At 64.5% G+C, this 21,269-nt stretch carries 24 protein-coding genes; 7 read left to right on the plus strand and 17 right to left on the minus strand.

What is annotated here, in order from left to right; translation table 11 throughout:
* Positions 1-475 precede the first annotated feature (475 nt).
* Entirely contained in the window at positions 476-1,528 is a 1,053-nt protein-coding gene (locus NGR_RS10690; RefSeq protein WP_015888284.1) for a glycoside hydrolase family 25 protein, read from the plus strand.
* Between the two features lie 18 nt (positions 1,529-1,546).
* On the opposite strand, the gene NGR_RS10695 is transcribed toward NGR_RS10690, so the two are convergent.
* From NGR_RS10695 to NGR_RS10705, 3 genes are all read right to left on the minus strand, one after another.
* Positions 1,547-2,443 carry an SMP-30/gluconolactonase/LRE family protein gene (locus NGR_RS10695; protein WP_015888285.1) on the minus strand — a complete coding sequence of 299 codons (897 nt, stop codon included), beginning with the start codon at positions 2,441-2,443 and terminating at the stop codon, positions 1,547-1,549.
* Positions 2,444-2,546: 103 nt separating this feature from the next.
* Positions 2,547-3,578 (minus strand): L-idonate 5-dehydrogenase, encoded by a 1,032-nt coding sequence (locus tag NGR_RS10700; RefSeq protein WP_015888286.1) that lies wholly within the window; start codon positions 3,576-3,578, stop codon positions 2,547-2,549.
* 10 nt (positions 3,579-3,588) lie between these two features.
* On the minus strand, positions 3,589-4,536 hold the full coding sequence (locus tag NGR_RS10705; protein WP_164924009.1) for a 2-hydroxyacid dehydrogenase: 948 nt from the start codon (positions 4,534-4,536) through the stop codon (positions 3,589-3,591).
* An 88-nt stretch (positions 4,537-4,624) separates the two neighbouring features.
* Here NGR_RS10705 and NGR_RS10710 point away from each other — a divergent pair, with 88 nt between their 5' ends.
* The 5 genes from NGR_RS10710 (at position 4,625) to NGR_RS10730 (ending at position 8,247) form a co-directional block, all read left to right on the plus strand.
* Positions 4,625-5,380 carry an SDR family oxidoreductase gene (locus NGR_RS10710; RefSeq protein WP_164924010.1) on the plus strand — a complete coding sequence of 252 codons (756 nt, stop codon included), beginning with the start codon at positions 4,625-4,627 and terminating at the stop codon, positions 5,378-5,380.
* Positions 5,349-5,885, plus strand: coding sequence for a gluconokinase (locus NGR_RS10715; RefSeq protein ID WP_015888289.1), 537 nt, complete (start codon positions 5,349-5,351; stop codon positions 5,883-5,885). Before NGR_RS10710 ends, NGR_RS10715 begins: the two co-directional genes overlap by 32 nt.
* Positions 5,882-6,769, plus strand: coding sequence for an NAD(P)-dependent oxidoreductase (locus NGR_RS10720; protein WP_015888290.1), 888 nt, complete (start codon positions 5,882-5,884; stop codon positions 6,767-6,769). The genes NGR_RS10715 and NGR_RS10720 overlap by 4 nt, the downstream gene beginning before the upstream one ends.
* Positions 6,766-7,098 (plus strand): hypothetical protein, encoded by a 333-nt coding sequence (locus tag NGR_RS10725; protein ID WP_015888291.1) that lies wholly within the window; start codon positions 6,766-6,768, stop codon positions 7,096-7,098. Before NGR_RS10720 ends, NGR_RS10725 begins: the two co-directional genes overlap by 4 nt.
* Positions 7,099-7,230: 132 nt before the next feature.
* Positions 7,231-8,247: a LacI family DNA-binding transcriptional regulator gene (locus tag NGR_RS10730; RefSeq protein WP_164924126.1), complete on the plus strand. Its 1,017-nt coding sequence runs from the start codon at positions 7,231-7,233 to the stop codon at positions 8,245-8,247.
* Between the two features lie 33 nt (positions 8,248-8,280).
* Here the strand turns inward: NGR_RS10730 and NGR_RS10735 are convergent, their stop codons facing one another.
* The 6 genes from NGR_RS10735 to NGR_RS10760 form a co-directional block, all read right to left on the minus strand.
* Positions 8,281-8,604, minus strand: coding sequence for a type II toxin-antitoxin system PemK/MazF family toxin (locus NGR_RS10735; protein ID WP_015888293.1), 324 nt, complete (start codon positions 8,602-8,604; stop codon positions 8,281-8,283).
* Positions 8,601-8,813 (minus strand): antitoxin MazE family protein, encoded by a 213-nt coding sequence (locus NGR_RS10740; protein ID WP_015888294.1) that lies wholly within the window; start codon positions 8,811-8,813, stop codon positions 8,601-8,603. The genes NGR_RS10735 and NGR_RS10740 overlap by 4 nt, the downstream gene beginning before the upstream one ends.
* A 90-nt stretch (positions 8,814-8,903) precedes the next feature.
* A complete protein-coding gene (locus tag NGR_RS10745) occupies positions 8,904-9,635 on the minus strand; it encodes an amino acid ABC transporter ATP-binding protein (protein ID WP_015888295.1) in 732 nt (243 codons plus the stop codon).
* A complete protein-coding gene (locus tag NGR_RS10750; protein WP_015888296.1) occupies positions 9,616-10,275 on the minus strand; it encodes an amino acid ABC transporter permease in 660 nt (219 codons plus the stop codon). The genes NGR_RS10745 and NGR_RS10750 overlap by 20 nt, the downstream gene beginning before the upstream one ends.
* Positions 10,272-10,976, minus strand: a complete 705-nt coding sequence (locus NGR_RS10755; RefSeq protein ID WP_015888297.1) for an amino acid ABC transporter permease — start codon at positions 10,974-10,976, stop codon at positions 10,272-10,274. Before NGR_RS10755 ends, NGR_RS10750 begins: the two co-directional genes overlap by 4 nt.
* Positions 10,977-11,039: 63 nt before the next feature.
* The gene (locus NGR_RS10760) at positions 11,040-11,843 is read right to left on the minus strand and encodes a transporter substrate-binding domain-containing protein (RefSeq protein WP_015888298.1); all 804 of its coding nucleotides are present in this window, start codon (positions 11,841-11,843) and stop codon (positions 11,040-11,042) included.
* A 264-nt stretch (positions 11,844-12,107) separates the two neighbouring features.
* Between NGR_RS10760 and NGR_RS10765 the strand changes: the two genes are divergently transcribed.
* Positions 12,108-13,130 carry a LacI family DNA-binding transcriptional regulator gene (locus NGR_RS10765; RefSeq protein WP_015888299.1) on the plus strand — a complete coding sequence of 341 codons (1,023 nt, stop codon included), beginning with the start codon at positions 12,108-12,110 and terminating at the stop codon, positions 13,128-13,130.
* A gap of 38 nt (positions 13,131-13,168) precedes the next feature.
* Here the strand turns inward: NGR_RS10765 and NGR_RS10770 are convergent, their stop codons facing one another.
* The 8 genes from NGR_RS10770 to NGR_RS10805 all read right to left on the minus strand — a co-directional run bounded on the left by NGR_RS10770 (position 13,169) and on the right by NGR_RS10805 (position 21,219).
* Positions 13,169-14,269, minus strand: a complete 1,101-nt coding sequence (locus NGR_RS10770; RefSeq protein ID WP_015888300.1) for an ABC transporter substrate-binding protein — start codon at positions 14,267-14,269, stop codon at positions 13,169-13,171.
* Positions 14,270-14,316: 47 nt separating this feature from the next.
* Entirely contained in the window at positions 14,317-15,378 is a 1,062-nt protein-coding gene (locus tag NGR_RS10775; protein ID WP_015888301.1) for an ABC transporter permease, read from the minus strand.
* Between the two features lie 17 nt (positions 15,379-15,395).
* On the minus strand, positions 15,396-16,892 hold the full coding sequence (locus NGR_RS10780; RefSeq protein WP_015888302.1) for a sugar ABC transporter ATP-binding protein: 1,497 nt from the start codon (positions 16,890-16,892) through the stop codon (positions 15,396-15,398).
* A 230-nt stretch (positions 16,893-17,122) separates the two neighbouring features.
* On the minus strand, positions 17,123-18,715 hold the full coding sequence (tnpC, locus tag NGR_RS10785; RefSeq protein WP_015888303.1) for an IS66 family transposase: 1,593 nt from the start codon (positions 18,713-18,715) through the stop codon (positions 17,123-17,125).
* Positions 18,716-18,789: 74 nt separating this feature from the next.
* Positions 18,790-19,134: an IS66 family insertion sequence element accessory protein TnpB gene (gene tnpB, locus NGR_RS10790; RefSeq protein ID WP_015887039.1), complete on the minus strand. Its 345-nt coding sequence runs from the start codon at positions 19,132-19,134 to the stop codon at positions 18,790-18,792.
* Positions 19,131-19,472 (minus strand): transposase, encoded by a 342-nt coding sequence (locus NGR_RS10795; RefSeq protein ID WP_240545084.1) that lies wholly within the window; start codon positions 19,470-19,472, stop codon positions 19,131-19,133. Before NGR_RS10795 ends, tnpB begins: the two co-directional genes overlap by 4 nt.
* 189 nt (positions 19,473-19,661) lie before the next feature.
* Positions 19,662-20,318 carry a hypothetical protein gene (locus NGR_RS10800; RefSeq protein WP_015888304.1) on the minus strand — a complete coding sequence of 219 codons (657 nt, stop codon included), beginning with the start codon at positions 20,316-20,318 and terminating at the stop codon, positions 19,662-19,664.
* Between the two features lie 325 nt (positions 20,319-20,643).
* Positions 20,644-21,219, minus strand: coding sequence for a BON domain-containing protein (locus NGR_RS10805; RefSeq protein ID WP_015888305.1), 576 nt, complete (start codon positions 21,217-21,219; stop codon positions 20,644-20,646).
* Between the last annotated feature and the right edge of the window lie 50 nt (positions 21,220-21,269).

The following is a 21,269-nucleotide window of genomic DNA, read 5'->3' on the forward strand; positions in this document are numbered from 1 at the left end:
ATGTGGCGTTGCCCTTCGGGCCAGGCTTTCGGCTGCGCCGGAACCACGCCCGTGGCGCGTTTCCGCCTTTCGGCTTCAACCCCTAACGCAAGGGCGGCGTTGTCGCTGAAATGAAACCAGCGCATGTAGGCTGATACTGTGCTCCCGAATTGTCGCAAAATTCCCGGTTAAAGCGACACTTGCTTTCCTGACTATTGCAACGTCGCAGAAATGGGCAATTTCGCAACGCCTGCAATGTCCGCTCCTGGCGCTATCAAGCCATTCGGCGGAACCCCGCCGAATGGCTGTTGCCCACCCTAAGGCGGGAGCCAGTGTCGGGTACCAAGTTTCGGGTTTTCACCACTAGAGTCGCAACTTGGACCGCCTCCGTTAATTTCGCATTCAATCTTTGTTGGTAATTTCCCGTTAGCACTTCCGATCAGTCGCGACGGCACCATGCCCCCGCCGTCGACAATGTCTTGCGTACGGGTTCCCAATGCGTTTGTCGGCTGCGCCAGCAATCCTCCTCACCTGCCTTGCTCTTTCAGGCTGTTTCTCCAGTTCCGGCCCGGAAACGGTTCTTTCGGCGCGGCCGTCGCGCGAAGTGACGAGTTCGGTGGCGATGCCCGCCGCCCCGGTGGTTTCGGTGCCCGGCCCGGTTCCGTCCGGCGACGTCGAGATGGCCGAAGCGCCCGGCGAGCCGCCGGAGGAACTCGCCTGGGCCGGCCAGGTGCCGCAGCCGCAGGCCTTCACGTCCATGGAAAGCGATGCCGGCATGCCCGTTCCAATGGATCGTCCGGTCGCCATGGTCGTCCCGGACAATCCGGCGATCGACGAGGCGCCAAGGAGCCGTTCGCGCGTCTACAGCCACCGCTTCCGCGACGCCAAGCCGATCAATTTCGGCAAGCGATCACCGCGCAAGCTCGCCGTGCACGGCGTCGACGTTTCACGCTGGCAGGGCAATATCGACTGGGAGAAACTCCGCACGCAGGGGGCGAACTTCGCCTATATCAAGGCGACCGACGGCGGCGACCATCTCGACCCGATGTTCAAGAAGAACTGGCGCCGGGCCGAGCAGGCCGGCCTGAAGCGCGGCGCCTACCACTTCTTCTACTGGTGCCGGACGGCCGGCGAGCAGGCCGACTGGTTCATCCGCAATGTGCCGCGCGAGGCCAACGCCCTGCCGCCGGTCATCGACGTCGAATACAACGGCGAGTCGAGCTGCAAGCGACGCCTGTCGGCGGCGCGGGTGCGGGAGAAGATGCAGGTCTTCATGGACAAGCTGGAGCGGCACTACGGCCAGCGGCCGATCATCTACACCGCACCGGACTTCTACCGCGACAATCTGCAAGGCGCCTTCCCCAATCATCCCTTCTGGCTGCGCGCGGTCGCCGCCCATCCGTCGAAGGTCTATCCGGGCCGCAAATGGCTGTTCTGGCAATATTCCGGCTCCGGCCTGTCGCACGGCGTCGACGGCCGCATCGACCTCAATGTCTTCCACGGCAGCGAGGCGGAATGGCACAACTGGGCGTCGAGAAGCGCGACCTGACGGTCTCAGCAGCATCCTTCAGGGATGCTGCACGCCCTTGCGGTTGAGCGTGATCGTATAGACGCTGGTCGTCGCCGTTATGAAGAGCTGGTGCTTGGCGCGGCCGCCGAAGCAGATATTCGAGACCCGCTCCGGCACCAGGATCTTGCCCATCAGGTGCCCATCCGGGGCGATGCAATGCACGCCGTCGCCGGCCGACGACCAGAGATTGCCGTCGCTGTCGACGCGAATGCCGTCGGCCGCACCCGGAACAATCGTGTGGAACACCTCGCCGCCGGAAAGCGCGCCGTCGGTGCCGACGTCGAAGGCGCGGATATGCTGCGGGTCAGAGGAGAACATCCGCCCGGTGTCGGCGACGTAGAGCCGGCTTTCGTCCGGGCTGAAGGCAAGGCCGTTCGGGCAGTTGAAATCCGTCAAAACCGCCTCGATCGAACCGGAGGGGCGGACCCGGTAGACCTGGCAGGGCAGTTCCTGCTCGGCCCGGAAACCCTCGTAGTCGGTCATGATGCCGTAATGCGGATCGGTGAACCAGATCGAACCGTCGGACGTGACCACCACGTCGTTGGGCGAATTCAACCGCTTGCCCTGGTAGCCGTCGGCAATGACCGTGATCGAGCCGTCGAGCTCGGTCCGCGTCACGCGCCGCGCGCCGTGCTCGCAGCTCACCAGCCGTCCCTCGCCGTCGCGCGTGTGGCCGTTGGCATAGTTCGACGGGCTTCGGAACGTCGAGATGCCGACGCCGGGCAGCCAGCGCAGGATGCGGTTGTTGGGAATATCGGAGAAGAGCAGGCAGCCGGCATCGCCGAACCAGACCGGACCCTCGACCCAGTCGAAGCCGGTCGCGATCTGCTTGAGCGGCGCATTGCCCATGACGAAAGACTTGAAGCCGGCGTCGACCGCCTCGAAGAACGACATCCCTGTTTTCCCTCCCAATTCATCTGTCGACGAGCGGCGCCGTGGCGCCGCTCGATTGGCCGCAGATTGCCCTGCTGTCGCGGCGACGGCAACTGTCTGCGCGTCAGGAAAAGGCGATCTGCGCTTTCATCGCCTGGCTGCGGTCGCTTGCCAGCTCGAAGGCGGTAACCGCTTCGGTGAGCGGCACCGTGTGCGTGATCAGCGGCTTGACGTCGATCAGCCCCTTCTGCATCAGCCCGACGCCCGTCGCGAACTCTTCGTGGAAGCGGAAGGAGCCGCGCAGTTCGAGTTCCTTGGCGGTGATCGCCATCATCGGCAGGCTCATGTCGCCGCCGAGCCCGAGCTGGATGATGACCCCGCGCGGGCGCAGCGCGGCGATGCCGGCGGCAAGCGCCGGCGCGGCACCGGAGCATTCGTAGAGAACGTCGAAGCTGCCCTTGTCGGCGCCATAGGGTGTGAGCGCATCCGGCTCGTTCTTCATGTTGATGACACGATCCGCGCCGACCTTTCTGGCGAGCGCCAGGGTGAAGTCGGAAAGATCGGTCGCGACGATCTCGGCCGCGCCGGCACGGCGCGCCGCGAGAATCGAGAGCACTCCGATCGGCCCGCAGCCGGTGACGAGAACCCGCTTGCCGAGCATTTCGCCCGCCCGGCACGTCGCATGCAGCGTCACCGCCAGCGGTTCGCCGAGCGCCGCTTCGCCGGGCGTCAGGCCATCGGCCGGCACGCATTGGATGGCATCGGCGATAAGCACCTCGCGGAAGGCGCCCTGGATATGCGGAAAGGGCATGGCGCTGCCGTAGAAGCGCATGTTGAGGCACTGGTTGTGCAGCCCTTCCTGGCAATAGCGGCAGGACCGGCATGGCCGCGACGGCGACACGGCGACGAGTTGGCCGACGTTCAGCCCCTCGACGCCGGCTCCGAGCGCCTCCACATAGGCCGAGACCTCGTGGCCGAGGATCATCGGCTCGCGCAGCCGCACCGTGCCGAAGCCGCCGTGATTGTAATAGTGCAGGTCGCTGCCGCAGACGCCGCCAACGGCGAGGCGAAGCCGGACTTCGCCGGCGCCCGGTGCCTCGACTGACCGCTCCTCGATGCGCAGATCCTTTGCGCCATGAACGACGATGGCTTTCATCACTGGCTCCTTACAATACGGGCGTCGGCAGCGGCTTGCCGGCAAAATGCGCGGCGAGATTGTCGCGCACCAGCTGGCCCATGGCCTTGCGCGTCTCGATCGTGCCCGAGGCATGGTGCGGCTGGAGCAGCACGTTGTCGAGGGCAAGAAAGCGCGGGTTCAACGCCGGCTCGCCCTCGAAGACGTCGAGCGCCGCAGAGCCGAGCGTCCTGTTTTCCAGCGCCTCGAGCAGCGCCTCTTCGTCGATGTTGGAGGCGCGGGATATGTTGATCAGCATGCCCTCGGCTCCGAGTGCGGCGATCACCTCGCGGCCGACGATGTGGCGCGTCGCGACGGAAGCGGCGAGCGTGACGAAGAGGAAGTCCGACCGTTCGGCAAGCGCCACCGGATCGGCGATATATTCCCATTCGGATGCATAAGGCTTCGCTTCCACATCGGAATAGGCGATCTCCAGGTCGAAGCCCTTGAGGCGCTTGGCGACCTCGTAGCCGATCCGGCCGAGGCCGAGCACGCCGGCGCGCCGGCCCCAGACACGCCGCTTCAGCGGATAGAGGCCCTTGGCCGCCCAGCTGCCGTCCTTCACCCAGCTTTCCGCACCGATCATGCCGCGCGACAGGCAGAGCATCATCGCCACGCCGAGATCGGCGACGTCGTTGGTCAAAACGTCCGGCGTGTTGGTGACGCGGATGCCGCGTTCGCGGCAGGCGGCAAGGTCGACGGCATCGAAGCCGACGCCATAGACGGAGATGACTTCGAGCCCCGAGCAGGCCTCGATCATCGCGCGGGTTGCGCCGAGCTCACCGCGCGTGGCGATCCCTTTGACGCTCGGGCCGACCTCGGCGAGGAACCGCGCCTTGTCGGCGGCATCGAAGTAGCGATGCACGGTAAAGGCTTCGTTCAGCGGCACCTCGTCCCACTCAGGATAGGGGCCGACCTGGAGAATATGGGGCTTGGTCAATTCAGAAACTCCGTCCCTTGACATTGAATGTTATCGATAACATAAACAGATCAACCCTAGTTGTCGAGATGAAATGCGGGAGGAAAAATTGGCCCTCGAACTATTCGATCTGAAAGGCCGGCAGGCGCTCGTCACCGGCTCGTCGCAGGGCATCGGCTTTGCGCTCGCCCGCGGCCTCGCCGATGCCGGGGCGGAAGTCGTCCTCAACGGGCGGGATGAGACAAAGCTCGCCGAGGCCGCGGGACGCATCCCCGGCGCGAAAAAGCTCGCCTTCGACGCGACCGACCATGAGGCGGCGCGCAGCGCCGTCGATGGCTTCGAGGCCGACGTCGGGCCTATCGACATTCTCGTCAACAATGCCGGCATGCAGCACCGCTCGCCGCTCGAGGAGTTTCCCGCCGATGCCTTCGAAAAGCTGCTCAGGACCAACATATCGACGGTCTTCAACGTCGGCCAGGCGGTGGCGCGGCACATGATCAAGCGCGGCGCCGGCAAGATCATCAACATCGCCAGCGTCCAGACGGCGCTGGCCCGTCCGAGCATCGCTCCCTACACCGCCACCAAGGGCGCGGTCGGCAATCTCACCAAGGGGATGGCGACCGACTGGGCGAAATACGGGTTGCAGTGCAACGCCATCGCGCCGGGCTATTTCGATACGCCGCTCAACGCTGCCCTGGTCGCCGATCCGGATTTCTCGGCCTGGCTCGAAAGACGCACCCCGGCCGGCCGCTGGGGCAAGGTTGAAGAACTGGTCGGCGCCTGTGTCTTCCTCGCCTCGGACGCTTCCTCTTTCGTGAACGGACACGTGCTCTATGTCGACGGCGGCATCACCGCATCCCTCTGATTTCCCCCGGCGCATGGTGCTGATGGGCGTTGCCGGCTGCGGCAAGTCCTCGGTCGGCGCGGCGCTGGCCACGCGTATCGGCGCCGTCTATTTCGACGGCGACGACCTGCACCCGGCGGAAAATATCGCCAAGATGAGCAAGGGTACCCCGCTTGACGACGCCGACCGATGGCCCTGGCTGACCCGCGTCGGCGAGGCGCTTGCAGCCGGCACCGGACCGACGATCATCGGCTGCTCGGCGCTGAAGCGCGCCTACCGCACGCATATTGCCCGCACGGCAGGCGAGCCTGTCACTTTCATCCATCTGGCAGGCACAAGGGACGTCATCGAGAAGCGCATGAAGGAGCGGCAGGGGCATTTCATGCCGCCGGCGCTGCTTGACAGCCAGTTCGCGGCGCTCGAGCCGCCGGGACCGGACGAAAATGCCATCAGCGTCGACATCGACCAGCCGCTCGAGGCGGTCGTCGAGGCGATCGCTGTCCAACTGGGAGGACTGCGTAAATGACGAACAGGGTTGCACTGATCGGTGCCGGCGCCATGGGGGGCGCCATCGGCACGAGGCTCGTCGAAACCGGCAATCAGCTGACGGTCTTCGACCTCGACCGGGCCAAGGTGCAGGAGCTGGTCGACAAGGGAGCAAAGGCGGCGGCGAGTGCAGCGGAAGCGGCGGCGGCATCCGATACCGTCATCCTCAGCCTCAATTCGGCAAGGATCGTGCATATCGCCGTCTTCGGCGAGACCGGCGTTGCCAAGGGCGCCAAACCCGGAACCCTCATCATCGACATGTCGTCGATCGATCCGGAGGCCACCAAGGCGCTGGCGCGGGAAGCCGAGGAAACCGGCCTGCGCTGGGTCGACAGCCCGCTTTCAGGCGGCGCCCCGAAGGCGCTCGTCGGGCAATTGACGCTGATGGCCGGCGGCAAGGCGGAGGATGTGGCGGACGCCTATGAGGTGCTGAAGCACGTCGCCTCGAATTACACGCATATGGGTCCCGCCGGCGCCGGGCAGACGACCAAGCTGATCAACCAGGTTCTCTGCGGGCTGAATTTCCTGGCCGTCGCCGAGGCGACGCAGCTGGCGCTCGACGCCGGGGTCGACGCGGCGAAGGTCCCGCTGGCCTTGAAGGGCGGGCGGGCCGACAGCGCCATCCTGCAGGAATACATGCCGCGCTTCGTCGCCAGGGATTATCGGCGCACCGGCCGGATCGACAACATGGTCAAGGATCTGAACGGCGCGCAGGACCTCGCCCGCCGCACCAACACGGCGATGCCGCTGACCGCGACCTGTGCCGAAGTGCACCGGATGCTGACGGCCGCCGGCCTCGGCGGCGAGGACCAGGCGGCGCTGATGGAATATTTCAGGGGACCCAACAAGGAGATTGCCGAATGATCACCCGCTACGCGCTGTTCGAGGGAAAGGTGAAGGAGGGCGAGACCGAGGCGTTCAGGGCTGCGGTCCTCGAAAACATCCTGCCGAAATGGAAGGCCTTTCCCGGTGCGCTCGACGTGCGCGTCACCTTCGCCGATGCCCGCGACGAGGGCGCGCCGGAGATCCCGATGATCCTGGCGATCAACTATCCCGATCTAGACACGGTCAAGAAGGCGCTGGCAAGCCCGGCCCGGGCCGCGGCGAAAGCGGCAACCGAAGCGGTGCTGGCGCGCTTCTTCGAAGGCCGCATCCACCATCACGTCACCCAGGCGAACGAATACCGCCTTTGAACGACAGTTCGAGCGGCACCGCGCCAGGTGCCGCTCCCGATCCAGGGGAGAATTGCCCACCCGTCCAGGAGAGGCTTGCATTCCGTCGACAATCCGGGTGTACTTGGATTGGTAACGATAACATGGATGCCGATGCACAATTATCGCAAGCCCCCGACCATGGCCGACGTGGCGCGGCGAACCGGCGTTTCGCCGATGACCGTTTCGCGCGCCTTCAAGCGTGACAGCTCGGTCAGCCAGGAGACCCGCGAGGCGGTGCTCAGCGCTGCCGAGGAGCTCGGCTACGTCTTCGACAGCACCGCTTCCAATCTCCGCTCGCAGCGCACCGACTTCATCGCGGTGACCATACCGTCGATCAACAACGCCAACTTCGCCGATACGGTGCGGGCGCTTTCCGACCGCGTCTCGGAACGCGGCCTGCAGATCCTGCTCGGTTACACGAATTACGATGTCGCGGAAGAGGAGCGGCTGATCGAGCAGCTTCTGCGGCGCAAGCCCGAAGCGATCGTCGTGACGGGCGGCAAGCACACGCCGCGGGCCCGAAAGCTCTTGTCGAATGCCGGCATCCCGGTCATCGAAACCTGGGACCTGCCCGAGGAGCCGATCGGCCATGTCGTCGGCTTCTCGAACGCGCTCGCGGTGCGCGAGATGGTGGATCACTTCGTCAGCGTCGGCTACCGCAAGATCGCCTTCATCGGCGGCGACGCCGACCGCGATACGCGCGGTACCGATCGCCGGGCAGGCTTCATCGCCGCCCTCAAGGATCACGGAATCGATGCGCCGCGCCTGATCGCCGCCGGGCCGCCGCCGATCTCGATGCGCGAGGGGGCGAACGCCATGGGGCAGTTGCTCGAGCGCTTTCCCGATACGGAAGCGGTGATCTGCGTCTCCGACCTTTCCGCCTTCGGGGCGCTGACCGAATGCCAGCGGCGCGGCATCGCCGTGCCCGACAGGATCGCCATCGGCGGCTTCGGTGATTACGAGATCGGCGCGATCTCGGTGCCAAGCCTGACGACGATCAACGCCTTTGCCAGCGAGATCGGCGCGAAGACGGCGGAACTGATCCTCGACGTGCTCGATGGCAAGCTCGACCAGCCGGGCCGGGTGACGATCCGGCCCGACCTGATTTTGCGGCAGACCAGCCGGTAGGCTCTGGCGGACTTGAATGCAAAGGCCGTGATTTTATGCAATGCCAAGAAGGATCGCCAGAAGGCGGTCGATTTCCTGCATCGTTTCGCGATCAATATGACCGATGACGCTGCCAATCTTGCTTCGTGGAGTGTTCGTCATGCGGTCGAGCATGACCTGTGATCTTGCGCGCAAGCCGGAATTTTCGCCCGGCTCGATGTTGACTCGATAATAGGGCGTCTCGGCAATATCGCTGGTCAGGGGAATGATGAAAAGGCGCTCGATCCTGTCGAAGGCATCGGCTTGCACGATCACCGCAGGACGCGGTTTGCCATTGTCGCCCTGAAGCGCGACGGTCACGATATCGCCGCGCCTCATTCCTCAATATCCCTGAACGCATCTTCGGCGACGGCATCCCAAAAATCATCGTTGTCGGTTCGCGGCTTTGCATTCAGGATTTCAGCCTGGCGTGCGGCCTCCTTGGCGAACGCCGGATTGCTGGTGTCCGGCACCCAGATCGTTACCGGCTTGAAGCCGGCGGCGCGCATCTTTTCGCGATAGCGCTTTTGGCGGATTGCACTGCTCATCAGGCGGGCCTTGCGTTACTGGTAACGCCAATATAGCGTTACATATAACGCACGGCAATGGCATTCGAGCCTGCTAGTGCGGCAAAACCGTCACTTGACGTCGGATTTGACGAACTGGCGCAGTTCCGGCGTCTCAGGATTGGCGAAGAGCGCCGCGGACGGCCCCTGCTCCCAGATCTTGCCCTTGTGCATGAAGATCGTCTGGGTGGCGACGCGGCGGGCAAAGCCCATTTCGTGCGTCACCAGGATCATCGTCATGCCGTCGCGGGCGAGGTTCTCCATCACCGTCAGCACTTCCTCGGTCAGTTCCGGGTCGAGCGCCGAGGTCACCTCATCGAACAGCATGACCTTCGGCCGCATCGCCAGCGACCGGGCGATCGCGACGCGCTGCTGCTGGCCGCCGGAAAGCTGGTCCGGATAGGAGTCGAACTTTTCCGACAGTCCGACGAGCTGCAGCACTTCGCGGGCAACCTCCCGGGCCTTGGTCTTCGCCACGTCCTTGACGATCCGCGGCGCCAGCATGATGTTCTCGCCGACCGTCAGGTGCGGAAAGAGATTGTAGCTCTGGAAGACGATGCCGACGTCGGTGCGCAGCTTGCGAAGCGCCTTGGCATCTTCCCCCAGGGCGTGGCCGGCGATCTCGATCTTGCCGGAATTGATCTTTTCGAGCCCGTTCATGCAGCGCAGCAGCGTGCTCTTGCCCGAGCCCGACCGGCCGATCAGTGCAAAGACCTCGCCGCGTCCGACCGAAAGCGACACGCCCTTGAGGACTTCGAGAGCGCCAAAGCTCTTGTGGACGTTTTCAACGACTACTTCCGGCATGAAGCCTCCTTTCCAGCAAGCGCGACAGCTGGGACAATGGGTAACAGACGACGAAATAGAGGGCGGCCACCGCCAGGAAGACGCGGAACGGCTGAAAAGTCGCGTTGTTGATGAGCTGCCCGGCCCGGGCGAGCTCGACAAAGCCGATGATCGAGGTGATCGAGGTGTTCTTCACCACCTGGACGGCAAAACCGACGGTCGGCGGCAGGCAGATGCGCATTGCCTGCGGCAGGATCACGTAGCGATATTGCTGCAGCCGGGTCATGGCGAGCGATTCCGACGCTTCCCACTGCTGCTTCGGCACGGCCTGGATGCAGCCCCGCCAGATCTCCGCGAGATAACCGGACGCGTAGATCGTCATCGAGGCGCCGGCGGCAATGAGCGGCGGCAGTTCGAAGCCGGCGAGGCTGAGGCCGTAATAGGAGAGGAACAGGATCATCAGCACCGGGATGCCCTGGATGATCTGGATATAGCTGGCGGCGGCAATCCGGACCGGCTTCAGTTGCGAGGTGCGGGCGAGCGCGACGGCAAAGCCGAGCAGGCCGCCGCCGATCAGCGCGATCACCGTCAGGAGGATCGTCCATTGCAGCGAAAAAAGCAGAAAGCCGAACTGGTCGAGGCCGAAGGTCTTGAGCGTCATGCCTGAACCTCCGGAAGCGCCGTCATGGTCCGGCGCGCAACCCGGCGGCCGAATAGCCACATGCCGACGACGGCGAGCACCGCCCGCAGCGCCAGCGCCAGGACGAGATAGATCAGCGTGACGGCGATATAGATCTCGAAGGACCGGTAGGTCTGCGATTCGATGAAGGCGGCCGAGGCGGCAAGTTCCTGGGTCGAGATCGCCGAGCAGATGCTGGAGGCGAGCATCATCAGCACGAACTGGCTGCAGAGCGCCGGATAGACCTTGGCGATCGCCGGCACGATGATGACATGGCGATAGATCTGGAAGCGGGTGAAGCCGAGCGCCTCGCCGGCCTCGATCTGCGACTTGTGGATCGCCTCGATGCCGGCGCGGATGATCTCCGTCGAATAGGCGGCCAGATTGATCGTCATGCCGATCAGCGCAGCCGTATCGGCGCCGACGCGAAGGCCGAGACCCGGCAGACCGAAATAGACGATGAACAGCTGAACCAGGAAGGGCGTGTTGCGGATGATCTCGACATAGGCGTCGACGAGAAAGCGGACCGCGCCGCCCCAGACGGAGCGGACCGAGGCAAGCAGGATGCCGGCGGCGCAGCCGAGGATGATCGACAACAGCGAAATCCTGATCGTCAGCCAGATGCCGCTCAGGATCTGATCCTGATACTGGGCCAGCACGCCGAATTGAAACGTGTAGGACATGGGAACTCCGTCGAGGTTGCGCGGGCACGCCGGGCTTTGCCGACGTGCCCCTGTTCAACGCAATCAGAACGTCGGAAGCGTCGGCATCGGCCGGCCGGTCCACTTCGTCGCGATCTTGTCGAGATCGCCGGAAATTTTCATGAGGTAGATGGCGGTGTTGAGCCACTGGCGGATCTCGAAGTCCTCCATCCGCGTCGCCATCGAATTGCCCTGCTGGAAGAAGGTGAAGCCGACCTGCAGGCCGGCATCCGGCCGCTGCTTGATAATCGCCTCGCCGACCGTCGAGGGCAGCGCGACCGCATCGACCTGGCCGGCGATCAGCGCCTGGGCGCTGGTGGAATCGTCCTCGTAGACGACGATTTCCAGACCGGGAACCGCCGCCTTGCGCAGCGCCGTCTCCTGCGACGAGCCGCGGTTGACGGCGACACGCTTGCCTTCGAGATCGGCGAGCTTGGCGAATTTCTGGTCCGGACCGGAGATGATGTCCATGTTGAAGGCGCTGTAGGGCTGCGTGAACATCACCGTCTTGGCGCGCTCCCCGGTCGGCGCCAGGGTGGCGACGAGAAAATCGACCTTGCCGGTCTGCAGCGCCGGAATGCGGGCCGGCGGCGTCAGCGGCACGAGCTCGCCCGGCAGCGACAGATAGCCGGCGATCAGGTTCGCCACGTCGACGTCGTAGCCGGTCGGGTTGCCCTGCTCGTCGACCATGCCCATCGGCGGCGCGCCGGTCAGCACGCCGATGCGCACCGTGCCGCGCGAAATGATGTCGTTGAGCGTTGCGGCCTGCGCCTCGACGGCCGAAGCGAGACCCGCCGCCGCAATTCCAACGGCGGCCACCATGGTGCGCATGAATTTCGAAATCGTCATAGTTTCTCCTCCACTTGGTAGATCGTGATTTCCGGACTTCAGGCCACTCCTCGCGGGCTTAGAAAGGCACCGCCTTCCCTGCCGGGCATGCCGGCGCCTTCCCGCGGCAGCCGCCAAGCGCCAGCATGCAAGTCGATTTCCTTTTCATTCACCGGCTATTTCTCTTGAAAGAGGCCGAAGGTTATCGTTAACTTAGGAGATGTTATCGATAACAAATCGACGCGTCAATCGGTCGAGCGGCATTTTGATGAAAAGGAGACGCCGGTGAGTTCGCGTGGAAAGGTGATCACCCTCCAGGAGGTGGCCGACAGGGCCGGCGTCAGCCGCATGACCGTCTCAAAAGTGCTGCGCGGCGCCGGAAACATTTCGGCGGAAACGCGCCAGCGAGTGAAGCAGGCCGCCGACGAGCTCGGCTATCTGCCGAACAATCTTGCCGGGTCGCTGAGCTCACGCAAAAGCCGGATGGTGGCGGTGATCATCCCGTCGATCAGCGACATCGTGTTTTCCGAGGTGTTGAGCGGCATCAACGCGACGCTTCGGCCGCGGGGATTTCAGACCTTCATCGGGGAATCGGGCTTCGATCCGGAGACCGAAACGGAGCTCATCCGCGCCATGCTGTCATTCCGGCCGGCCGGCATCCTGTTGAACGGCGGCATGGCGCGAAGCGCGGATGCGGAAAGTCTGCTGGCGCGGCGAACCTGCCCGGCGATCCAGCTTTGGGATTGCGACAGGCGCGCCCTGGATTTCAGCGCCGGCCCCTCGCATGAGGAAGCGGGGCACCTGGTTGCGAGGCATTTCCTCGAGCGCGGGCGGCGGCGGATCGCCTATGTGGGTGCCGAGCTCGACAAGGATCTTTGCGCCCGCCGGCGCCATCTGGCGCTGAAGTCGTCGCTCGCCGCGGCGGGTATCGACCTTCTCAGCGTAACCGCCGAAGACAGGCCACGCCAAGCCGTCACCGGACGCTTTCTGACCGAGCAACTGGTGCGGACGCATCCCGGCATCGAGGCCATCCACTTTCTCAACGACGCGATGGCGCTCGGCGGTCTCTCCTACCTGCACGATGCCGGTTTTCCCGTGCCCGAACGGATCTCCGTGGTCGGTTTCAACGGCACGTCGCTCGCCAATGCGGTCAGAACGCGGCTCACCACGATCGACCTGCCGCGAACGGAGATCGGCGAGAAAGCCGCGCAGGCGTTGTTGCAGATGATCGCGGAGGAGTCCGTGCCGGACGTCTGGCGGGCGCCGCTCGCGCTGGTGCAGGGCAATACGACCCGGCCGGATAAGTAAAAAAGGGGCACCATTCGCGGTGCCCCAGTTCTGGGAGATTACATCTTGCCCCAGAGTTTCTTGTACTGATCGCGATAGCCGTTATCGGGATCGAAGGTGTTCTTCGGGCCGCCGTCGAACTCGACATTGTCGGCCGTCACGACATGCAGCGGCGACAGGTAACCCGACCACTTTTCGCCGGCGAAGGCGCGGTTCAGCTCGTCGACGAGCTGCCAGCCCTGCAGGTTCAGCGGCTCGGCGACCGTCACCTTCTGGAACTGGCCGGCGCGGATGCGCTGATAGGCGGATTCCGAGCCGTCGCCGGCCGCGACGTTGATCGGCGCATCGGTGCCGCCCTTGCCGGCGGCGGCGAGCGACGGTCCCATGAAGTCGAAATAGAGGTCGTTGATCGCCAGCGAATGGGTCCACTGGTCGCCGTATTTCTGCAGCAGCGAGGTGGTCAGCTGCGGCATGCGCTGCGACGTCTCGGCGATCGGCGTGTCGACATATTCGAGCACCTTGCCGCCGAGTGCTTCGATCTCGGCCTTCATCTTGTCGGCCTTGGCAATCGCGATCGCATAGGTCGAGTCGGTGAAGATCACCACGCCCGGCTTGCCCTTGGCATCGACGAAGGCCCAGTTGGCCGCCGCCTTCGACACTTCCATCGCGTCGGTGCTGACATTGGCGAAGAGCCCGGTCTTGTCGTCCGGGCCGATCACCGGCCCGGCATGCCAGGCGACGAGCGGGATGCCGGCCGCCTTGGCCTGTTCCAGCGCCGGTGCCTGCTCGACGGCGTCGAAGCCGTTGATGATGATGCCGGCCGGCTTCAGCGCCATCGCCTGGCCGAAAGCCGCCGTGCGGCCGCCGATCGAGCCGGCGCCGTCGATCACCTTCACCTCCCAGCCGATCGCCGCGGCCGCCTCTTCGACGCCGGTGGTGACGCCGAGGATGCCGCCGTTCTTCAGGTCACCGGCGAGCACGACGATGGTCTTGCCCTCTCCAGCCTTCGGACCGGCCGTCGGCCCATCCCAGGCGGTCACCTTGTTGGCATATTTGGTGACGATCGCCTCGGCATCGGCCATCGGATCGGCAAAGGCGACGTTGGCGCCCATCAGCGCGATTGCCGCCACCGTGCCTGTCATGAAAGTCCTGCGTTTCATTTACCCTTCCTCCCTTGGGTTCGTTATCTGATGCAGATCTTTGGAATTCACTTCGTTCCAGCCGGCTCCGGGGCCGCAGCCGGCGGCTTGCGCGTCACCGTCCCTCTCCTACGTTGTGCGTAGCCGGCGATGCCGATCGCGACGAGCAGCGTGACGCCGTTGAATAGCGGTTCGACGAAGAACGAGCCGCCGATTTGCTGGATGCCGGAGATGCCGACCGCCAGGATGATGACGCCGATCATCGTGCCCCAGACATTGACGCGGCCGGGCTTGATGGTGGTCGAGCCGAGGAAGGCGCCGACGAGGGCGGGCAGCAGATATTCGAGACCGACGCTCGCCTGGCCGATCCGCAGCTTCGAGGCGAGCAGCACGCCGGCAAGCGCGGCAAGCGTCCCCGACGAGACGAAGGCGCCGATGACGAAGCGGCGCACCGGAATGCCGTTCAGGGCCGCCGCCTTGGGGTTGGCACCGATCGCGTAGACATAGCGGCCGATCGGCAGATATTCGAGGACCAGCCACAGCGCCAGCGCCAGGACGAGGACATAGAAGCCGGTGATCGGCAGGCCGAGCAGCATCGTGCCGTTCAACGAATAGAAGCCTTCCGGAAGGACGCCGACCACCTGCCGGCCGCCGGTGTGCCAGAGCGCCAGCGCATAGAGGATGGTTCCGGTGCCGAGCGTGGCGATGAAGGAGTCGATCCGCGCCACCTCGACGAGCAGGCCGTTCAGGAAGCCGGTGAGCGCGCCGAGCAGCAGGACGATCAGCACGGCGATCGGCCAGGGCACGCCGAACATCGTCTGCAGGCTGATCGCCAGGATATGCCACAGCACGATGCCGTAGCCGACCGTCAGGTCGATGCGTCCGGAGGCCATCGGGATCATGGCCGCCAGTGACAGGATGGCGATGATCGCCTTGTCGGAGATGATCGAGCGGACATTGAGGACCGTCGGGAAGGTCTGCGGCAGGAGCAGCGAGAACAGCACGATCAGCAACAGGGTCAGGACGACGAGGCCGTAGACCGGCAGGAAACGGATGAGCTTCTGCGGCAGGCTGAGGCCGGCAAGCTCGCCGCGGGTTGGTTCAAGCGCGGTGGATTCGATCGACTGCATTTTCTTCTCCCGGAAACTCAGGCGGCTTCGGAGGCCGAGGCGGCGGCAATCACCGCCGAGGTCGTCAGTTCTTCGCCCTTTAGCTCGCGGACGATGCGGCCGCGCGAAAAGACCAGGGCGCGATGGCAGATATGGGCGATTTCCTCGAAATCGGTCGAGACGACGACGACGGCGAGCCCCGCCTCGAGCGCCCGGGCGATCAGCCGGTAGATGTCGGCCTTGGCGCCGACGTCGACGCCGGCGGTCGGATCCTCGGCGACGAGCAGCTTGCGGCCGGTCGCCAGCCAGCGGCCGACCACGACCTTCTGCTGGTTGCCGCCGGACAGCGCCTCGATCGGCAGGCTCTGGTCGTTCGGCCTTAAGCCGACGCTGTCGCCGATTGCCTCGGCGAGCGCCGCCTCCTTCGAGGGGGCGAGGACCGAAAACAGGCCACGGCCCGAGGCCTGCGGATTGAGGAACGTGTTCTCGCGCAGCGACAGCGACATGGCGACCGACTCCTCCGTGCGGTCGCGAGCGATCAGGCCGACGCCGGAGCGCATCGCCGCCACCGGACTTGAGAGGTCGGGGGACTCGCCGCCGATCGTGATCGCTCCCGAAAACGGCTGGCAGCCGAACAGGGCCCGGCCGACCAATTCCTGGCCGGCGCCGCGCAGGCCGACGAGGCCGATGAGTTCGCCCTTGAGCACATCGAACGAAACCGGCCCGACGCCCTGGCAGGCGAGCTGCCTGACGCTGACGACCGCTTCGCCCGGCGTACTCGCCGCCTTGACGAAGAGCTGATCGGCCTTGCGCCCGACAATCATTTCGATGAGTTCGTCCGGGTTCGTCTCGGCGACCGGCTTCTGGCCGACGAGGCGGCCGTCGCGCAGCACCGCAACGCGGTCGGCGATCCGGAAGATCTCGTCGAGCCGATGCGAAACGTAGATCATCGCGACGCCGCGCTCTTTCAGCGGCCGGATGGCGTTGAAGAGCCGCTCCACCTCGTCCGCCGGCAGGCTTGCCGTCGGCTCGTCGAGCACCAGCACATCCGCCTCGACGGCCAAGGCGCGGGCGATCGCCACCAGCGACTTCTCCGTACGCGTCAGCGACTGGACGCGGGTCGAGGGATCGAAATCGCAGCCGACGAGACGCAAGGCCTCGCGCGCCCGCTCCTCGGTGCGCCGCCAGTCGATCAGCCGGGTCCGCATCGAGAAGCCCTGCGCCAGACCGACATTCTCGGCGACCGTCATCCATTCGATGAGGCCGAGATCCTGATGGATGAAGGCGACCGGCTGGCGCTTGTTCGGCTTCGGCGGCTGGTTGACATAGGGCTCGCCGCGGAACCGGATCTCGCCGCCGTCCGGCCGGTAGATGCCGGCGAGCGTCTTGATCAGGGTCGACTTGCCGGCGCCGTTCTCACCGAGAAGTGCCAGGATTTCACCGGCTTCGAGATCGAGTGAAACCTGCGACAGGGCCCGGGTGCCACCGAACTCCTTGGTGATCGCGCGGAACTCCAAGAGCTTTTGTTGATCCATGCGCTCCTCCCAAAGCCGCTGGCTGAGGAGGAGCTTATGTTATCGATAACATGATGGTCAAGAGGGAACTTCAACAGGCATCAACCATGGCGCGCAAGCGCAAACCGCCCGCCGAGCGATCTCGGCGGGCGGCTGTACGCATGGCTGCGATTCAGTCGGAGGCACTACAGCGCCGCGCGCCCCATCGGGGCGCAAAGGCCGCTGTAGCGTAAGCGGCAAGCTGAGGCCATTCAGTCGGCGTAGTTCCACGGCATCAGCGCGTCGATTTCTGAACTCGGCCATCCGTTGGCAATGCGCTCGAGTGTCTGAGTGAGCCAGGCGAGCGGATCGACGTTGTTCATTTTTGCGGTCTGCAAGAGTGTCGCGATGGTCGCCCAGCTCCTTCCGCCGCCGTCGCTGCCGGCGAAGAGCGAGTTCTTGCGTGTGATTGCCTGGGGCCTGATTGCTCGCTCGACGATGTTGGAGTCGAGCTCGATGCGGCCGTCGGCCAGGAAGCGCTCGAAGATGGCGCGACGCGAGATGGCGTAGCGGATCGCCTCGGCGAGCTTCGATTTGCCGGAGATCCGCGGCAGGGTCTTCTGCCAGAGAGCGAAGAGCTCGGTGACGATCGCGGCGGAGGTTTGCTGACGCACCGCGACACGGGCGTCAGGGCTTTGCCCGCGCACGGTCTCCTCGACCTGCCAGAGCTTCGCCATCCGCTCGACCGTCTCCGTTGCGACCTTCGAGCTTTCCGCGACATGCAGCTCATAGAACTTGCGCCGACTGTGTGACCAGCAGCCAGCCAATGTGACACCGTCATTGCCACGATCGGAGCGGACCAGCTTGTTGTAGGCGGCATAGCCGTCGACTTGCAGGATTCCGCGGTAGCCCTTGAGATGCCGGGCGACGCACTCGCCGGCCCGACTGTCCTCAAAGCGGTAGACGACCATCGGCGGACCGCTGCCGCCAAATGGTCGGTCATCCCTGGCATAGGCCCATAGATAGGCTGTCTTCGTCGATCCGGAGCCGGGAGCGAGCGTCGGCAAGGTGGTCTCGTCGGCGAAGATCCGCTCGCCCTTCTTGATCTCATCGAAGAGGTAGTCGGCGAGGATCTCCAGCTCGAACCCGAGCTTGCCCATCCATTGCGCCATCAGCTTGCGGTCGAGCTCGACCTTGTCGCGGGCGTAGATCGCCTCCTGCCGGTAGAGCGGCAGGCCATCGGCATATTTGGAGACGGCGATCTGGGCCAGAAGCGCTTCCGTCGGAATGCCGCCTTCGACGATGTGTGCCGGCGCCGGTGCCTGGACGACGCCGTCCTCGTTTTTGAAGGCATACTTCGGCCGGCGGGTAACGATGACGCGGAACTTCGCCGGCACGACATCCAGCCGCTCCGACACGTCCTCGCCGATCAGCACCTTCTGCTTGCCGGCATGCTCCGGCAGCTCCTCCGGCTCCATCACCACTTCGACCCGCTCGAGGTGGGGTGCGAAGCCCTTGCGTGGCCGCGGTGGACGCTTGCCTTCCGGGCGCTCGCGGCCCTTGTTGACCTGTGCCCTGATCGCGGCGATGCCGGTCTCGATTTCCTCGAAGACAAAGGCCTGCTGCTCGTCGTCGGTGGAGGGGGAGCCGAGCTTTTCCGATCGCCGGCCGAAGCGGGCCCGATCGAAGGCCTTCAGGATCTGCGTCAACCGTTCGATACGCTCATCGGCATCGGCGTTGCGCGCCTTGAGATCTGCGACCTCGCTCTCCAGCGCGTCGGCCCGTGCCGCCTTTTCGGCCATGGCAAACACCATGGCTTTCAGCGCTTCAACGTCGTCTGGGAGGTCAAGATCGGGCGGCGTCATCGGTTCGACCAGAGCACATTTTGCTCCGGTTTTCCTGCCCTTTCAGGCTACTGATTCACTTCGCCGCAGGGCTTTTACCCAACAATCTCCGGCGGCTTGACCGGCACGGCTCGAACCCGCTTCCAGTCCATGCCATCGACCAGCGCCAGAAGCTGGGCATGGTTGAGCTGAACCCGGTTATGGCCGATCCGCGGCCAGCAGAACTGCGACTTTTCCAGCCGCTTGGCATAAAGGCAGACCCCGGAGCCGTCCCACCAGACGATCTTCACTCTATCCGCCCGTTTGGCCCGGAAGACGTATAGCGCGCCGTTGAACGGATCACTGCCGGCATCCCGCACCAGCGACAGCAAGCTGTCCGGGCCCTTGCGGAAGTCGACCGGATGACTGGCCAGGAACACCTTCACGCCGGACGGGATCATGCCGAACGCACCGCCCGGATCACCCGCTGCAAGTGCGCCTCGTCGACATCTGCGCCGGCGCGCACGACAATGTCGCCAATGACAACCTCTATCACCGGGGCAGCCGGGCGCGCCGAGGCGACTTCGCCAGCCGAACGCTGCGAGGCGGCATGGTCCAGAGCGTCACGACGCCAGGCGAACAGCTGCGACGGACGAATGCCTATCCGATGGGCGATCGCCGACACGCTCGCGCCCGGCTCCAGCGCCTCGGCCACCACCTGCGATTTGAACTCATCCGACCACCGCCGGCGAAGCTGCCGTGGCGCACCCTCGAGGCGCTCAGCGACAGCTTCGATCATGTGGAAGGTTCTAGTTCCAGAACTAGGTGCAGACATAGAAGCTCACATCGGCTCACAACGTGCGCTATCGATATCCGACCGCCAACCCCCTACGCCAGACGGGGTCTCCTTGCCGGTTACGCTGTAGCGCTTTGAGGTGCTGCATTATTTGCCCTTAATCCGAGGTCGATTTTAGGACACATGCAGTCGTCACGCTGCGGCCAGATCGTAGAACGCGAGGCTCATCTGGCCGGAGCTCGATTCGATCGGCGATGTGTACCAGCTGAAACTCGGATTGCTGCTGCTGTTTGCCCGGAACGTCGCACCAAACAGCTGCAACTTCGTATCAAACTTGTAGCCGCCGTCGCCATCGATGCTGGCAACGACCTGCCACCGCCCCGGGTCACCGGAATCCGTATACTTGTAGGTCACCGAGGCCTGAATCGTTCCGATCAGGAAATCCAGTTCGATCTGGGTCGAGGTGTCGAAAGTGTCGTCCGGATAATCGAGGATAAAGGTGTCGCTTTCACCGGTGGAAAGCGGCTGCACGATCTTCGATACGTTGCCTCTGGCGGGGTTGTAGTTGTACAGCACGAGCGGCTGCGAGGAGAAGTTCGAGACTTCGATTTCCAGCGAATCGCCTTTGCCACCGCCTGTGAGCAACCCCGCCAGGCCAACGCCGGCTGTGGCCCAGCCTGCTGCAGCACCGGCGATCGATCCAATCGCCGATGCGAAATCGGCTCCGATCGCCATGCTTCGAAGCGCCTCATTGTTGTTGGCTTCGAACAGCTGCAGGTCGGCGACTGCCTGCTGTGCCGCATCTTGCGCCGCGTTCAGATAATTGATTGTTCCATTCCCGTTCGACATTTCACTCTCCATGATGTGAGTTGCGCCAAGGGTCTGCGACAACGCCCTCTTTGCGGGAGGTCGCAGCGGTTTCTACAATCAGTGCTTGCGATGCTTAGCGCCTCTCGGAGTAGCTCGGCAAATGGAGCTTGACGGGGTCGTTAATAGAACCTCGCCGCTTAACTCGTCGTTGTATCAATTCGCGAGGATCCACTTAAAACTGTGTAACTGAAAATAGGGATCGCTGTGGATGGCGCGTCGAACGGCGCTCGGTCTTCGCCACGTTTCTCTTCTGAGCCGGCTCGGCCCTATCTGCTCGGCCCTGCCTGAGCGGAACCCACCCGGCTCAAATGCCGGCCGTCCTCACCCGCAGATTGTTCTGCACATAGGACACCCCCGATACGCCTTCCGAACAATCTTCGGCTCTCCGACGATCCCGTCTGCTCGAAACAAAGCCTGCCAAGGTGACCTCGCCACCGCTGACCGAGACCTCGATGTCGGATGCGTCGAGCCGAGGGTCCTCGGTCAGTCGCTCGTTGACGTCTTCCTCGATACGTGCGTCGGGTCGTTTGTAGCCGCGCGGACCTTTCCCCCTGAAACGGCCGACCTCGTCTGCCCCCTGCCCGCCGCCGGGCCAATCTTCCTGGCCGGACCGCCCCCGGAAGGGCGGCACATTCTCGTACGGATCGAAAGAACCGAGATCCTCGATGCGACGCGCCAGGTCTCGATCCGTCAGGCCATGATAGTTGCCTCGACGATCGGAACGTCGCAGCGCTTCCGCCCGCCAGGCGCACTCTCCACCCTCGTCGCCGCGGCGACGCCAATGCTCCTCGTCCGACCCGCCCTCGCGGAGCGGACGGCGATCGCTCGGCTTCGCGCCCGTCGCGTGCCGCGTGTCGGGATCCTGCCAGCCGCGTTTCATTCACCCACTCCAATCCTCTATGTGAAGAGAGGCCCGCCGCGCGACGAGGC

This window comes from Sinorhizobium fredii NGR234, from assembly GCF_000018545.1.
Lineage (GTDB): Bacteria > Pseudomonadota > Alphaproteobacteria > Rhizobiales > Rhizobiaceae > Sinorhizobium > Sinorhizobium fredii_A.